Consider the following 15,314-nt stretch of genomic DNA (forward strand, 5'->3'; position numbering starts at 1 on the left):
TATTGGATTTTTTATGCTTGCTTCTGCCCCTTGGTTAGTGTTAAAAAATAGCCAACTTACTAACGAACGAATACCCATGATGCACACTACCCAGTCAATTACTCGCTTACTCAACCTGCTGCTCCTAGAGCAAGACTGCGGGGCGTAGCGCATTGGCTGTGTGTGACACAGACTTTGAATAAGACCCCGCACTGAGCGGGGTTTTTTATTTCTAACGGGTTAATTTTTGGCATTGGGCACTGAGGATGAGGACAGAATATGCAAGACAAGGTTTGGATCTTTGACACCACCTTACGCGATGGTGAGCAGGCGCTAAAGGCAAGTTTGACCGAAGATGACAAGCTGCAGCTCGCTCATGCTATCAGTCGCCTTAATGTTGATGTGATGGAGGTGGGCTTTCCTGTTTCCAGTCCCGCCGATTTTCGTGCCGTGCAGCGCATTGCCAGCGAAGTAAAGGGGCCGATTATCTGCGGTTTGGCACGAGCGGTAGCTAAAGACATTGAAGCTTGCGGCGAGGCCTTAAAAACGGCGCAGCAGGGGCGTATTCATACTTTTATAGCCACCAGTCCACTGCATTTAGAACATAAGTTACGAATGTCTTTGGATGATGCTACCGCTATGGCGGTGAAGGCCATTAAGCAAGCCCGTAACTACACCGATGATGTGGAATTTTCCTGCGAAGATGCCGGGCGCACGCCTCATGATCACCTATGCCGCATCGTCGAGCAGGCCATAGCCGCTGGCGCCAACACCATTAACCTGCCGGATACCGTGGGTTACGTCACCCCGGATGAGTATGCGGCGATGATCCATCATTTAATGAACCATGTGCCAAACATAGATAAGGCACGCTTAAGCGTGCACTGTCACAATGATTTGGGTTTGGCGGTGGCCAACTCCATTGCTGCGGTGCAAGCGGGGGCGCGTCAAATCGAATGTACGGTTAACGGCATAGGGGAACGTGCCGGTAACTGCTCCTTGGAAGAGGTGGCGATGATCATGAAGATGCGTCAGGACCACCTTAAGGTGCATACGGATATTCGTAGCGAGGAGATTTACCGGGCGTCACGTCAGGTGGCGAAAATCTGCAATATGCCGGTGCAGCCAAACAAGGCCATTGTCGGCGAAAACGCCTTTGCCCATAGCTCGGGTATCCACCAGGATGGCGTCCTAAAAGCACAAAACACCTATGAAATCATGTCGCCGGAAAGTGTTGGCGTGCCCAGCAACCAGTTAAATATGACCTCGCGCTCCGGTCGTCATGTGATAGAGCACCGCCTAAGCGAGCTTGGCTATCATAGCGACGACTATGATATGGACAGCTTGTATACCAGCTTCCTGGAGCTGGCCGACCAAAAAGGCACGGTTTATGACTACGACCTGGAAGCGATGATCTACTTTAATCAAATCCGCGACAAGGATGAGCATTACCAATTGCAGTATGTCAATGCCACTTCAAACTCCCAATCCGTGGCTACTGCGACTATCGGCCTTAGTGTGGCCGGCGAGCAGAAACAAGAAGCGGCCACGGGCAATGGCCCAGTCGAGGCCTCGTTTGCTGCCTTAGCGCGCTTAACCGGCATGGATGTGGATGTAATCGAATACAACCTGGACGCCACAGGTCAGGGCGCCAGCTCCTTGGGTCAGGTAGATATTATTGCTAAATATCAAGGGCGCACCTATCACGGCGCAGGCCTGGCGGCAGATATTGTCGAAGCCTCGGTGCATGCCATGGTGCGTGTGTACAACATTATTTATCGAGCCCAACAGGTTTCGAGCTTAAAGCAACAAAGGAAAGCAGGATGAGTCAACAAAGTTATAGTATCGCCGTACTAGCGGGTGACGGCATAGGTCCGGAAGTCATGGCGGCGGCCGAGCAGGTTTTGGCGGCCACCAGTGAGGTATTCGGGTTTTCCCTAACCCTGGCGCATCATGCGGTTGGCGGTTGTGCCATCGATCAGTTCGGTGAAGCCTTGCCGGCGCACACGCTAACAGCCTGCGAGCGTGCCGACGCCATCTTATTTGGTGCCGTTGGCGGCCCTAAATGGGAAGGCCTGCCGCCGGAACAACAGCCGGAGCGGGCTTCCTTGTTGCCGCTACGCAAACACTTTGGCTTGTTCTGTAACCTGCGCCCGGCGCAACTATTACCGGCGTTGAGTCATTCCTCACCGCTGCGCCAGGACATCAGCGCCAACGGTTTCGATATTTTATGTGTGCGCGAGCTGACCGGCGGCATTTATTTTGGTGAAAAGGGTCGCAGTGGCACGGGGGCTCAGGAAGCGGCGTTTGATACCCAGACTTATTCCCGTGAAGAAATCGAGCGCATCGCCCGTTTTGCCTTTGATGCCGCGCGCCTGCGTCGAAATCATGTGACTTCGGTGGATAAGGCCAATGTGTTGGCAACCAGCGTGCTATGGCGTGAGGTAGTCAATGAGGTGAGTCGTGACTACCCGGATGTCACTTTAGACCACATCTATATAGATAACGCCGCCATGCAGTTGGTTAAACAGCCCAGCCAATTTGATGTGTTGCTGTGCGATAACCTGTTCGGCGATATTCTTTCCGACGAATGCGCGATGATCACTGGCTCCATGGGATTGCTGCCTTCGGCAAGTCTGAATCAATCTGGCTTTGGTCTGTATGAACCGGCGGGGGGCTCGGCCCCGGATATTGCCGGTCAGGGTATTGCCAACCCCATAGCGCAGATTTTAAGTGCGGCGTTAATGCTGCGTTACTCCCTGGGCCAGGACGAAGCGGCGCGGCGCATTGAAAAAGCGGTGGCCGAAGCGGTGGCCGCCGGTGTCGGCACCCCGGATATCTTCCCGCACGCGGGCTATAGCACCAAAGATGTGGCCAAGGCCATTGTTGAGCGTATTTAACCGAGAATGAGGAACCAGCAAGTGGCCCAGACCCTATACGACAAAATTTGGCAGGCGCATTGTGTTGCCCATTTAAACGAACAAACAGATTTACTTTATATCGACCGTCACCTGGTGCATGAGGTGACCTCGCCCCAGGCCTTTGCTGGTCTGCGCGAGAAAAACCGCCCGGTGCGTTGCCCGCAAAAAACCTTTGCCACCATGGATCATAACGTTTCTACCAAGAGCCGTTCATTGGCTGCCGCCAGCGAGGTGTCGCGTAATCAGTTGCAGGCCCTGGCGCAAAACTGCAAAGACTTCGGCATCGTCTTGTACGATCTTGATTCCTTAACCAAGGCATAGTCCATGTCATGGGGCCTGAGCAGGGCATCACCTTGCCCGGCACCACCATAGTCTGTGGCGACAGCCATACCTCAACCCATGGTGCCTTTGGTGCCTTGGCGCACGGCATAGGAACTTCCGAGGTCGAGCATGTGCTGGCGACTCAAACTTTGCAGCAGAAAAAAGCCAAGTCGCTGAAGATTCAAGTTAATGGCGTTTTGCGTCCGACGGTGACGGCAAAAGACTTAATCTTGGCAGTGATAGGTCAATTAGGCACCGCCGGTGGTACAGGCTATGTCGCCGAATTCTGCGGCACCGGCATTGAAGCACTGTCGATGGAAGCGCGCATGACGCTGTGCAATATGAGTATAGAAATGGGCGCCAAGGCCGGCTTAATCGCCCCGGATGAAAAAACCTATGCCTACCTTGAGGGTCGTCCTTTTGCACCGCGCGGTGAAGACTTTGCCGCCGCCATTGCCTACTGGCAGACCTTGCGCAGTGACGCCGATGCGGTATTTGATAAGGTTATCGAAATTGATGCTGCCCAGATACAGCCGCAAATCACCTGGGGCACCAGCCCGGAGCAGGTCATAGGTGTGAATGAGCCTATTCCCGATCCGCAGCAAGAGACGGATTTAATCAAGGCCGATGCCATCCGCAGCGCCTTGAAATACATGGATCTTAAGCCGGGGCAAAAGTTGAGCGAGGTCAGTGTTGATACCGTGTTTATCGGCTCCTGTACCAATAGCCGCATTGAAGATTTGCGCGCTGCCGCCGAAATTGTTGCCGGTAAGCAGGTAGCTCCTGGTATTGAAGCCTTGATTGTACCCGGCTCAGGATTAGTGAAAAAACAAGCGGAAGACGAAGGCCTCGCGGAAATCTTTAAGGCCGCTGGCTTTGAGTGGCGAGAGCCGGGTTGCTCCATGTGTCTAGCCATGAATGATGATCGTTTAGCGCCGGGTAAGCGCTGCGCCTCCACCTCTAACCGTAATTTTGAAGGCCGTCAGGGGCGCGGTGGTCGCACTCATTTGGTCAGCCCAGCTATGGCCGCTGCTGCCGCCATTGCCGGCCACTTCGTCGATATTCAAGGAGCCAACTCATGAGCTATTTTCACACTGGGTTAGTCGCCCCTTTGGACAAGAATAATGTCGATACAGATCAGATAATTCCAAAACAGTTTCTAACCTCCACCAGTCGCGATGGTTTTGATAAGGCCTTGTTTTACGACTGGCGTTACCTGGAAAGTGGAGAGCCGGATCCAAGCTTTGTGCTTAATTACCCGCAATATCAGGGCGCCAGCGTGCTGCTTAGTCGCGATAACTTTGGTTGTGGCTCATCCCGTGAGCACGCGCCCTGGGCGTTAAAGCAATATGGCTTCAGTGTGATTATTGCCGAAAGCTTTGCCGATATCTTCTTTAATAATTGCGCCAATAACCAGATGCTGGCTATTACCTTGTCGGGCGAGCAACTCGATGCCTTATTTGCCTTGGCGCAGGGTGACAGGCCCTTGCATATAGATGTTGATTTGCAAAACCAGCAATTGCTGAGCCCAGCCTTTGCACCCATTGCCTTTGAGGTGCGCGCCGATATTAAGGAGCGTCTGCTGAGCGGCCTGGACTTTATCGGGGTCACTGAGCAGTTTAATCCGCAAATTGAAGCCTTTGAGCAGCAGTTGCAGGCAGAGCGTCCTTGGCAATAATCTCAAAAACTCGCAATACCTATAATTAAAGCGCTACTATGGCGCTTTATTTTTGTAATGGATGAACATCATGAAATTAGCTTTTGCCATGAGTGCGGCAGTATTAAGTCTGAGTACAATAGCCGCTGCACGCCCTGCGCCTTTAGTGTCTATTCCCAGCCACGATGCTTTCTTTAACAATCTCAAAGCCCATTGTGGTAAGGCCTACCAAGGTGAAGTGAGTGTTGATAACGCCGGTCCAAGCAGCTTTAGCGAGGCTAAGCTGGTGATGCATGTGCGCCGTTGTAGCGACAGCGAATTGCAAATTCCTTTTCATGTGGGCGAGGATGCGTCACGGACCTGGATTATCACTAAAACCGGTAGTGGTTTAAGTCTGAAGCATGATCACCGCCATGAAGACGGCACCGACGATGCCTCAACCATGTATGGCGGTCATACTTTGGATGCTGGCTATGCCAATGTGCAGTCTTTCCCTGCGGATCAGTATTCCAAAGAGTTGTTTGTTGCTCAGGGTATTCCCCAGTCTATCGGCAATACCTGGCAAATGTATATCTACCCTGAAAAGTTCACTTATCGCTTAGTGCGCGAAGGACGTGAGTTCCGCGTTGACTTTGACCTGACCAAGCCCATTGCAGCGCCAGCCGCGCCTTGGGGTTATACGGACTAATCGCAGCTGACTTCGGTCAATAGATTGGGTTCATAGGCGCGTGGGGTAGTGGGGAAGCGATCATATTCCTGCACCCCTTCAAATACTTGTATGTTAAACGCTGCGCTGCGGCACAACTTGCGTGCGTGACGCAACAGAAACACACTCTGGCGTTGAAAGTGCTCGTAATCATCGGCCACTACTTCCAGGCGATAGCGCTTATCGGCCAGCTTGGTTTGGTAGTAATGTACCTTTTCGTCGAAGTCATAAAGCTTCTCGCGTTTGCCCTCGGGCGTTTGCGCGTAGCTACTGGCTGCCAGCAATATCAACATGCTTGCCAGTAAAGGTGTATGTAGAGTCATAATCGCCCCTGTTGTCTCTGTACTGCGTATCCATTACAGTGAGTGTAACACTTAGCGAGGGCCCTGCCATGTTAGAGCATATTAAGCAGTTTTTTACGTCCCTGGCGGCAACACCCGAGCAGCCGCAGTTACCGGATTTTAAAATCTCGGTGGCCGCCCTATTGGTTGAGGTGATGCGCGCCGACAGCGAGCTACAGGCGCAAGAGCAAGCAAGCTTGCAGGCTTTATTGCAAAAGTACTTTGCCCTAGATCTGGAGCAGGTGGATACCCTGATCAAGGCCGCCACCCGGGACCTGGACGACGCCATAGACTACTTCCGCTTTTCTAAACAGATCAATGACAACACCAGTGCCGAGCAAAGGGTGGAAATAGTGCAACTGCTGTGGCAACTGGCCTATGCGGATGGCGAGCTGGATAAACACGAGGAGCACGTGGTGCGTCGCGTTGCCGACTTGCTCTATGTTACCCACAACGACTTTATTAAAGCCAAATTAGCGGCCCAGTCGGCTGGCCAGTCGGCAAGTTAAAGGAGCCGACATGGCTTATGAAGGACTGGGGGAGGTCAACCCTGAGCTTAATCGTCAGCTGCAAGCGCAGATAGAGGCAACAGCGGATAAGTCCTACCTAGACATGGCGCCGGGACAACGCCTGCTTAGCCAGGGAGAGATGCAGGAATATGCTTACTTTATTGTTTCCGGCGTGCTGGTGGCGACCCATCTGGATGAAGCGGGCTGCGAACATTATAAAGAGTTCTATTTTGCTGGGGAGTTGGTGTTCTTATACAGCGCTTGGATCAATCAAGGTGCTGCCCAATACAATATTGAGGTGCTTAAACCGAGCCAGGTATTGCGCGTGCCTATTGATGCCCTCTCTCGGCCTGAATGGCAAGCCCTGGTGCTGGCACTGTTAAAACAGCAGGTGCTGTATAAGGAAGCCAAAGAAGCGTTTCTCTTGCTGCAAACACCGCAGCAGCGCTATCAATATCTCTATCAACATCGCCGCCACTGGTTGGCACAGCTGAGTTTACATCAGGTGGCTAAGTATCTGGGGATCAGCGCGGTCAGCCTGTCACGTATTCGTGCTCGATTAGGGATCAATTAACAAAGGTTAAGGCGCTCTTGCCGTCGTCCGTTCATTATCGGCGTGCGGAGGAAGCATGACCTATTATCTTATTTCCCAAGTGCTTGCGGCCATTGCCGTGGCGCTTGATTTAATGTCGTTTCAATTCTATCGCCGTCATTATGTGCTGGCCTGTTTGGTCGCCTCGACGGCATTGACGTCTATTCATTATGTGTTGTTGCAACAAGCGGCGGGAGCGGCCTTAATGGCGCTGGCCTCGGTACGGTATGCCATCAGCATCCGCTATCAGCGGCGGCAACTAATGTACTTTTTTATCCTCAGTGCCTTAGTGTTAGGCGTCTTGGTAATGGATTCCTGGTGGTCGTTATTGGCGGTGGCCGGCAGTTGTTTGCAAACCTATGCGGCTTTTCAGGGGGAGCAGGTGCGTATGCGTGTCAGCATGTTGTTCGGCACCTGCTTTTGGTTGGCCTTTGCGGTGATTGCTGGCTCGCCGGTCGCCATGGTGATGGAGGCCCTGTTCCTTACCAGCAATCTTATTGGCCTGTATCGGTTTCGCCGTAGCTTAACCCTTTAGTTTCTCGGTGACATAGACCAGTTGCGCCGTTAGTGCATTGATTTTCTCGCTGGTGGCGGCGTCATTGATCTGACCTTGTTCATCAACCAGGGTATGTACGCCACCTATGGCAAGCTGATCGCCTAGTACCAGGGCGCCGATGCCGCTGAGAATATCGCGAACATGGTTAAGGCCACGCAGACCACCCAGACCACCGGGTGAGGCGGCAAATAAGGCTACCACCTTATTGCGAAATGCCGGCATGGCGCCTGGCTCGGTGCGTGATGCCCAGTCGATGGCATTTTTTAACACCGCGGTGATAGAGCCGTTGTACTCTGGGTTGGCCAACAAGATGGCATCTGCAGAGCGCAGCTTGTCTTTGAGGATATTGACGCTTGCGGGTGTGCCTTGGGCTTCAATGTCTTCATTAAACATAGGTAGATCAAGTTCGGCCAGGGATAGAACTTCAACTTCCGCGCCTTGCTGCCTTGCCAGCTCGGCGGCATGGGCGATAACTGCGTGGTTAAAACTGTTGCTACGTAGGCTGCCCGCCAGGGCGATGATTTTTGCGTTAGTCATATTGGTGATCCTTATGCGGTGGCAATGGTTGCTGAGTGCTTGGAGGTTACTTTAAAAGAAAATCGCCTTGCAAAAAAGCGTAAAAAACGCAAAGCTTATGTGCATATAAACACATAAGGACGAAGCCATGGCGAGTGAGTTTAGCGATTGGCAGGATATTAAGGTGGCCTTTGAGGTTGCCCGCCGCGGCACCCTGACTTCGGCAGCTCAGGCGCTAGGTGTGCATCACAGCACAGTGTTAAGGCGCATTAACCATCTCGAGCAAAGTTTGAATACCCGTTTGTTTCATCGTCATGCCCGAGGCTATACGGTGACAGAAACCGGCGCCCAGCTGTTTGCCAGTGCCGAGCAGATTAACGAGCAGCTTGAATCTCTGCACAGCAGCATCATGGCCGCCGACACCACATTAAGCGGTTCATTGTTGTTGACCACGGTCAGTGGTTTTATCGATCTTCTGGCGCCCGTGTGCGAGATTTTTCAACAGCGTCATCCGCAAGTGCAGTTAGAGATACTCTTAGATCAAAAGCGCTTACGTCTGGATCATGGTCAGGCGCATATAGCCGTGCGCGCAGGTCCGCGTCCCGACGAAGGTGACTATATTGCTCAGCACCTGTGTATCCGAGATTCAGGGCTTTTTGCCCACGAGCGTTACTTGGCACGCATGGGGGAGCCCAAGTCGTTAAGTGAGTTGCAGCAGCATCACTTTATTTCCGGGGTAGCCGGTTTTAATAGCCGGGTTCCTTACTTTGCCTGGGTTGATGAGCATATTAACGCGTCGCAAATCACCCTGCGGGTGTCGGAAACATCCGACGCCAACCGCGCCGTGGTCAATGGTCTGGGGATTGGCGGCATGCAAAAAGAGGTGGCCCGCCTATACCCTCAGCTGCGCCCCGTGCTGCCCAAGGAACTGAATTGGCAGCACGATATCTGGTTGGTAACGCACCACCAAATGCACCGCAGTGCCAAGGTTCAAGCCTTTGCGCAATTGCTCAAGCAGCACTTTCGCTCCTAACGCAAGGCTAGGGCAGGCATATAAAGGGCGCCCATTTATAAACAGTTCAACTATGTTTAAAAAGGCGTTTATTCACTATTGTTATTGCCAAGGGTTGGAGAACTCCGGTGTACGCCCTTGTTATTAATGGTCAATATGACACAATGGCGCAGATTTAAACTTAACCGGCCTGTGGCGTAAACGGGAGCAAAACACTAGATGGCAGACATTCAATTTCTTAACGTTGATCTTGAACTGGAATCGCAACAGGACATTAGTGCCCTGGTTGCCGACTTGGATAAGCGCGCCGTGGTGCTGCATTATGACAAGGATGATACCCGCCAGTTGGCTCGTTTTGAGGCCAACAGCGATGCCATCAGCCCGGATAAGGCCATTAATGAATTGTGTGAACTGATCGAGTCTTGTTCTAAGGCCGCGTTAAAACAATGGCTGACCTGCTCGCGTCGTACCTTCGACTTGGGCTTTAGCTCAGGGCATTCACCAAAATGTTTTAATGAAGCGATCAGCGCCGATACCTTACTGCGTATCTCCGCCATCGGCGCCGGTATAGAAGTCACCATCTACGCCGTAGAAGACTAACAGAGCGCCAAAAGGCGCTTTTTTGTTGCTCTGTATGCACTCCCACATTTAATCAGCTTCCCATTATTGGGGGCTCCCCATCCATCTAACACATTCATTTAAACTGTTTTTGTTGGAAAAAAACGAAATTAATAACCAATTGGAATAACAAAGCAGATTCTATTCTTTTTTCCTGCCTTCGCACCTAGGTATGCTTCAGGCTCACCATAGCCTGGTATTGACCTTTTTTGTTGCCGGGCAAACACACATTTTACACTGCATGGCACAAGGGCGATGTAGTTTTGGGTTAGAGGAAAAAAGATGTTGTTAAACCAGCTGAACGCGGCGGCAAGTCCGCTTACACCGGAGCAGGTGCAAAAACTTCAAGGTTTGGTGGCCGAATTAAATCCAATTCAGCAGGCCTGGGTAAGTGGTTATCTGGCTGGCAATGCAAACAGTGCCGCTTTAGCTGGTGGCGTGGCGACCAATGCCGGCGAAGCCGCAACTCTGACCATCCTATACGGCTCACAAACCGGTAATGCCAAGGGTGTGGCTACGCAATTGCAAGCGCAGGCACAAGCACGCGGCCTGGCAGTAAACCTAGTGAGCATGGCCGATTATAAGCCGACGGCACTGAAGAAAGAGCAGTTTATCAGCATAGTGGTATCTACCTATGGTGAGGGTGAGCCGCCTGAAGATGCCGAAGCCCTGTATGAGTTTTTAGCCACGAAAAAAGCACCAAAATTAGAAGGTGTAAAAATTGCCGTGTTGGGTTTGGGTGACTCCAGCTATGAGTTCTTCTGCCAAACCGCAAAAGATTTTGAAGAGCGTTTAGTTAAGCTCGGAGCCGAAGTGATCCTGCAACGTGTCGACCTGGACGTGGATTATGAAGATCACAGTGACGCTTGGATCAATGGTGCCCTGGATGCTTTCGAGCCCGACCTTAAAGCCCAACAAACGAATAACAATGTAGTAAGCATGCCGATGACCGCGGGTGCGGCGAGCCAGTACAACAAGCAAAATCCATTTACCGCCGAATTGCTGACGGTACAGAAGATCACAGGTCGCGACTCAACAAAAGATGTGCGCCATATCGAGATCTCTTTAGAGGGTTCTGATATCCAGTATCAACCTGGAGATTCATTGGGCGTGTATTTCCTTAACGATGAAACCAAGGTCGATAAGGTTTTAGCGACTTTAGAGCTAGATGGCGAGACTCAGGTAACTTTGGGCGATGAAGCTTTAAGTTTACGTGATGCATTAATCGAGCGCCTAGAGCTAACGCAGTCTTACCCTGGCTTCGTGGAAAAATACGCGGCTGTGACCGAGAACGCCGAATTATTGGCACTAGTTGCAGATAAGGCGGCGATGCGCGAGTACATAGAAGCGCGTCAAACCTATGATGTTATTTTCCAAAACCCAGCCAAGGTGAGCGCTCAAGAGCTAGTAGACAGTCTGCGCAAAGTGCAGCCCCGTCTTTACTCTATCGCCTCAAGCCAGGCGGAAGTTGAAGACGAAGTGCACCTTACTCTTGCCGTGGTTGAGTTCGACGGTTTTGGCGAGCAGCACCTGGGTGGTTGCTCAGGTTATCTGGGTCGATTTGCCGAAGAAGGCGCGACCATTAAGGTATTTACCGAGCACAATGATAATTTCCGTTTGCCTGCTGACGATAATACGCCAGTGATCATGATAGGTCCGGGGACGGGTATTGCACCTTTCCGCGCCTTCTTACAAGAGCGTGAAGCCCGTGATGCGCAAGGTAATAACTGGCTGTTTTTCGGCAACCCGCACTTTACTCAGGATTTCTTGTATCAAACTGAAATTCAAGGCTACTTGAAGTCGGGCCTGCTGACTAAGGTTGATGTGGCTTGGAGCCGCGATCAGGCGCAGAAAGTATATGTACAAGACCGTATCCGTGAACAGGGCGAGCAGCTGTTTGCCTGGTTAGAGCAGGGCGCTCATGTGTATATCTGTGGTGACGCTTCACGCATGGCCAAAGACGTGCACCAGGCCTTAGTTGATGTGATCAAAGCCCAGGGTGGCAAAGATGATGACAGCGCCGAGCAATATTTGAAAGAGCTACGCAGCGCTAACCGTTACCAAAAAGATGTTTATTAAGCGCCCGTCAGCGCCCCGAATGTAGGAATTGAAATGAGCGATTACAAGCCAAATAGCAAGCATGATCCACAGGCCAAACTTGCTGACAACGAGCGTTTAAAAACCGAAAGTAACTTTTTACGCGGCACCATAGAAGCGGATCTTAAGGATCAGATCACCGGTGGCTTTACCGCCGATAACTTCCAGCTGATCCGTTTCCACGGCATGTACCAGCAGGACGACCGCGATATTCGTCCCGAGCGAGCGAAACAAAAGCTTGAGCCTTTGCACAACGTGATGCTGCGTGCCCGTATGCCCGGCGGCATCATCAAGCCGGAGCAATGGTTAGCCATCGACAAATTTGCCGAAGAAAAGACCATGTACGGTTCGATTCGACTGACGACCCGTCAAACATTCCAGTTTCACGGTGTTTTAAAGCCGAATATTAAAGACATGCACCAGATGCTTAACAGCGTTGGCATTGACTCGATAGCTACCGCCGGTGATGTAAACCGTAACGTACTGTGCACCACTAACCCGGTGGAGTCGGAACTACATCAGGAAGCCTATGAGTGGGCGGCGAAGATCTCTGAGCATTTGCTACCAAAAACCCGAGCCTATGCAGAGATCTGGTTAAATGGTGAAAAGTCGGAAACCACCGAAGAGCCAATCTTAGGTTCAACCTATTTGCCACGTAAGTTCAAAACGACCGTGACCATTCCACCGAACAACGAAGTGGATGTGCATGCCAACGACTTGAACTTTGTGGCCATTGCTGAAAACGGCAAGTTGGTTGGTTTTAACGTCTTGGTTGGTGGTGGCCTGGCCATGACTCATGGTGATGTAAATACTTACCCGCGTAAGGCGGATGACTTTGGTTATGTGCCGCTTGAGCACACCCTGGCCATCGCCGAGCACGTTGTATCTGTGCAGCGTGATTGGGGTAACCGAGTGAACCGTAAAAATGCCAAGACTAAATACACCCTAGATACCTTTGGCAGCGATGCCTTTAAGGCAGAAGTTGAAAAACGTGCCGGTGTGAAGTTTGAAGAAAGTCGTCCTTATGAATTCACTCACCGTGGCGATCGCTTCGGTTGGGTTGAAGGTATAGATGGTAAACATCACCTCACCGTGTTTATCCAAAACGGCCGTATTTTAGATTTCCCTGATAAGGCCTTAAAAACTGGTTGTCGCAAAATTGCCGAGATCCACCAAGGTGATTTCCGCATGACGGCTAACCAGAACCTGATCATTGCCGGTGTTCCTGCGGAGCAAAAGGCGGTGATTGAACAGCTTGCTCGTGAACATGGCCTTATCGACGATACCCATACCGAGCAGCGTAAGGCGTCAATGGCCTGTGTGGCCTTGCCTACCTGTCCATTGGCCATGGCGGAAGCGGAGCGTTACTTGCCGGATCTGATTGAAAAGACGGAAGCGCTCTTGGCTAAGCATGGTGTTGCTGACGATCACATTATCTTACGTGTGGTTGGCTGCCCTAATGGTTGTGGTCGTGCCATGCTGGCCGAAGCTGGCCTGGTAGGTAAAGGTCCGGGTAAATACAACCTTTACTTAGGCGGCAACCGCGAAGGTACACGTATACCTAAACTCTATTTGGAGAATGTGGGTGAAGATGTGTACCTCAATGCCCTTGATGAACTGATTGGTCGCTGGGCCAGTGAGCGCAATGATGCGGAAGGTTTCGGTGATTTTGTGATCCGCCAAGGGATCGTGGCCGAGGTCAAGGTATCAAAAACAGACTTTTACGCTTAAGCGTACTGTGAGGACGAGATAATGAGCGCATTTAGTCAGATATTAACGCTTGATAAAGCCGAGCAGCAGGCTCTGTTGGTGGATATCAATACCATCTTAGCCGATAAAACCCCCGAGCAAAGGGTGCAATGGGCGATGGAAAATTTGCCGGGTACGCATATTTTGTCCTCCAGCTTTGGCATACAAGCTGCGGTGATGTTGCATTTGGTGACCAATGTAAAGCAGGACGTTCCCGTGGTCCTGACCGACACCGGTTATCTGTTCCCTGAAACTTATCAATTTATTGACCAGTTAACGCAGCGCTTACAGCTGAACTTAAAGGTCTATAAATCACAGCTAAGTCCTGCCTGGCAAGAAGCCAAATACGGCAAGCTATGGGAGCAGGGTGAAGGGGGTATTAAGCTCTATAACCAGCTTAATAAGGTAGAGCCTATGACTCAGGCCCTGCAGGAACTTGAAGCGGGAACCTGGTTCAGTGGTCTGCGACGTCAGCAATCAAGTACCCGTCAAGGCAAGAACATTGTCGAAATCAGTCGGGGAACCGTTAAGGTGTATCCCATCATTGAATGGGATAACCGCGACGTCTACCAATATCTGAGCAAGCATGACTTGCCTTACCATCCACTGTGGGAGCAGGGTTACGTGTCTATGGGGGATGTTCACACCACGCGCAAGCTTGAGCCGGGGATGACAGAGGAAGAAACGCGCTTCTTTGGTTTAAGCCGAGAGTGTGGTTTGCATATAGATGGTGATGGTATCTAACTGACCTGAGTACAGGTAAGTAATAAAAAAGAGGGCTTAGCCCTCTTTTTTATTCGTCGTTATCTTGTTTTTGCTTCGCTTCTCTGACCTTAAGCGTTCTTTCCTGATATTCCTTATCATTAAGCTGGTTGATCATTAGGTCGGCGTCTTTTAATGCAACCTCGACAAAACCAAAGCCACGGCGTTTGCCCGTATGCTTATCTTTTAATAAGCGCACACTAAACACCATGCCGTGTTGTTCAAATAGTTCTTTAACCATATGTTCATTGGCACGGTAGGGAAGATTACCTACATAAAGCGTTTTTGTATCCGTTGCGGCTTCCTCTGCAGCCGCGCTGTTGCTTTTGCCGTTAAGCACCAACAACAGGATCCCTGTGAGCGCCGCACCCAAAGCAAATGCCAATGGTGCAGATAAAGAGGATGTAGATAAAACGAAAGCGAGAAGAACGTAGCCTAAAACTGCGCTACAAACGGTGATTATAATTGTTTTTAGATTAGCTGATGTCATTGTGATCTACCAATATACATGGAGTAAACATTAATTTAACAAAACGAAAAGCCTTATCTTAACCAGATTAGTTCACATAGCAACATTTAAAGGAAGGATCTTCATTTATATTCCCCAAAATTGACTAATATCTGGTCGTTTAAGTAGTAAAACAGCCCTCTTTGCTTACATTTTGAGCGAACGGAAAAGATCTTTAAAAAAAGTGTTGATCTGAATTTCGATCTCCCTATAATGCGCATCCACCGACACGGAGCACAACGCTGAAAAGCAATGAGCAAAGTGGTCGGGAAAGTTAGACGGAAAAGTTACTTCTCTTCGAGAAAAAGAAAATTAAATTTTCTAGTTGACTTTAAGTCAGGAAGGCTTAATATACGCAGCCCTGACGCGATGAAGAGTCATCGCAACGTTCTTTAAAAATATGAAGCAATCATCTGTGTGGGCACTCGTACAGATTGAGTTCTAACAGCAGATTCTAGTTCGCTAGATGA

At 50.7% G+C, this 15,314-nt stretch carries 15 protein-coding genes and 1 pseudogene; 13 read left to right on the top strand and 3 right to left on the bottom strand.

Annotation, left to right across the window (positions count from 1 at the left end):
- Positions 1-258 precede the first annotated feature (258 nt).
- From leuA to C2M34_RS06230, 5 genes and pseudogenes are all read left to right on the top strand, one after another.
- Positions 259-1,806, top strand: coding sequence for a 2-isopropylmalate synthase (gene leuA, locus C2M34_RS06210; protein ID WP_105200406.1), 1,548 nt, complete (start codon positions 259-261; stop codon positions 1,804-1,806).
- Positions 1,803-2,879: a 3-isopropylmalate dehydrogenase gene (gene leuB / locus C2M34_RS06215; RefSeq protein ID WP_105258335.1), complete on the top strand. Its 1,077-nt coding sequence runs from the start codon at positions 1,803-1,805 to the stop codon at positions 2,877-2,879. Before leuA ends, leuB begins: the two co-directional genes overlap by 4 nt.
- A 21-nt stretch (positions 2,880-2,900) precedes the next feature.
- Positions 2,901-4,303: pseudogene (leuC, locus tag C2M34_RS06220) on the top strand (3-isopropylmalate dehydratase large subunit).
- Positions 4,300-4,899 (top strand): 3-isopropylmalate dehydratase small subunit, encoded by a 600-nt coding sequence (leuD, locus tag C2M34_RS06225; protein WP_105258336.1) that lies wholly within the window; start codon positions 4,300-4,302, stop codon positions 4,897-4,899. The pseudogene leuC and the gene leuD overlap by 4 nt, the downstream one beginning before the upstream one ends.
- A gap of 70 nt (positions 4,900-4,969) precedes the next feature.
- Positions 4,970-5,566: a hypothetical protein gene (locus C2M34_RS06230; protein WP_105200402.1), complete on the top strand. Its 597-nt coding sequence runs from the start codon at positions 4,970-4,972 to the stop codon at positions 5,564-5,566.
- On the opposite strand, the gene C2M34_RS06235 is transcribed toward C2M34_RS06230, so the two are convergent.
- The gene (locus C2M34_RS06235; protein WP_442792498.1) at positions 5,563-5,907 is read right to left on the bottom strand and encodes a hypothetical protein; all 345 of its coding nucleotides are present in this window, start codon (positions 5,905-5,907) and stop codon (positions 5,563-5,565) included. The genes C2M34_RS06230 and C2M34_RS06235 overlap by 4 nt on opposite strands.
- A 68-nt stretch (positions 5,908-5,975) precedes the next feature.
- Between C2M34_RS06235 and C2M34_RS06240 the strand changes: the two genes are divergently transcribed.
- The 3 genes from C2M34_RS06240 to C2M34_RS06250 are packed head-to-tail and all read left to right on the top strand — an operon-like array spanning position 5,976 to position 7,561.
- A complete protein-coding gene (locus C2M34_RS06240) occupies positions 5,976-6,434 on the top strand; it encodes a tellurite resistance TerB family protein (RefSeq protein WP_105258337.1) in 459 nt (152 codons plus the stop codon).
- 10 nt (positions 6,435-6,444) lie between these two features.
- On the top strand, positions 6,445-7,008 hold the full coding sequence (locus tag C2M34_RS06245; RefSeq protein ID WP_105213156.1) for a Crp/Fnr family transcriptional regulator: 564 nt from the start codon (positions 6,445-6,447) through the stop codon (positions 7,006-7,008).
- Positions 7,009-7,063: 55 nt separating this feature from the next.
- Complete coding sequence (locus C2M34_RS06250) at positions 7,064-7,561, top strand: YgjV family protein (RefSeq protein WP_105258338.1); 498 nt, start codon at positions 7,064-7,066, stop codon at positions 7,559-7,561.
- On the opposite strand, the gene C2M34_RS06255 is transcribed toward C2M34_RS06250, so the two are convergent.
- Positions 7,550-8,119: an NADPH-dependent FMN reductase gene (locus C2M34_RS06255; protein WP_105200397.1), complete on the bottom strand. Its 570-nt coding sequence runs from the start codon at positions 8,117-8,119 to the stop codon at positions 7,550-7,552. The two genes, C2M34_RS06250 and C2M34_RS06255, sit on opposite strands and share 12 nt — an antisense overlap.
- Positions 8,120-8,246: 127 nt before the next feature.
- Between C2M34_RS06255 and C2M34_RS06260 the strand changes: the two genes are divergently transcribed.
- The 5 genes from C2M34_RS06260 to C2M34_RS06280 all read left to right on the top strand — a co-directional run bounded on the left by C2M34_RS06260 (position 8,247) and on the right by C2M34_RS06280 (position 14,318).
- Complete coding sequence (locus C2M34_RS06260; protein ID WP_105200396.1) at positions 8,247-9,131, top strand: LysR family transcriptional regulator; 885 nt, start codon at positions 8,247-8,249, stop codon at positions 9,129-9,131.
- 198 nt (positions 9,132-9,329) lie between these two features.
- Entirely contained in the window at positions 9,330-9,710 is a 381-nt protein-coding gene (locus tag C2M34_RS06265) for a hypothetical protein (protein WP_105200395.1), read from the top strand.
- A 300-nt stretch (positions 9,711-10,010) separates the two neighbouring features.
- Entirely contained in the window at positions 10,011-11,807 is a 1,797-nt protein-coding gene (locus C2M34_RS06270; RefSeq protein ID WP_105258339.1) for an assimilatory sulfite reductase (NADPH) flavoprotein subunit, read from the top strand.
- A 33-nt stretch (positions 11,808-11,840) separates the two neighbouring features.
- Complete coding sequence (cysI, locus tag C2M34_RS06275) at positions 11,841-13,556, top strand: assimilatory sulfite reductase (NADPH) hemoprotein subunit (RefSeq protein ID WP_105213153.1); 1,716 nt, start codon at positions 11,841-11,843, stop codon at positions 13,554-13,556.
- Between the two features lie 21 nt (positions 13,557-13,577).
- Positions 13,578-14,318: a phosphoadenylyl-sulfate reductase gene (locus tag C2M34_RS06280; protein WP_105258340.1), complete on the top strand. Its 741-nt coding sequence runs from the start codon at positions 13,578-13,580 to the stop codon at positions 14,316-14,318.
- A 49-nt stretch (positions 14,319-14,367) separates the two neighbouring features.
- Here the strand turns inward: C2M34_RS06280 and C2M34_RS06285 are convergent, their stop codons facing one another.
- On the bottom strand, positions 14,368-14,826 hold the full coding sequence (locus C2M34_RS06285) for an RNA recognition motif domain-containing protein (RefSeq protein WP_105213152.1): 459 nt from the start codon (positions 14,824-14,826) through the stop codon (positions 14,368-14,370).
- Between the last annotated feature and the right edge of the window lie 488 nt (positions 14,827-15,314).

This window comes from Pseudoalteromonas sp. T1lg88 (assembly GCF_002964765.1).
GTDB lineage: Bacteria > Pseudomonadota > Gammaproteobacteria > Enterobacterales > Alteromonadaceae > Pseudoalteromonas.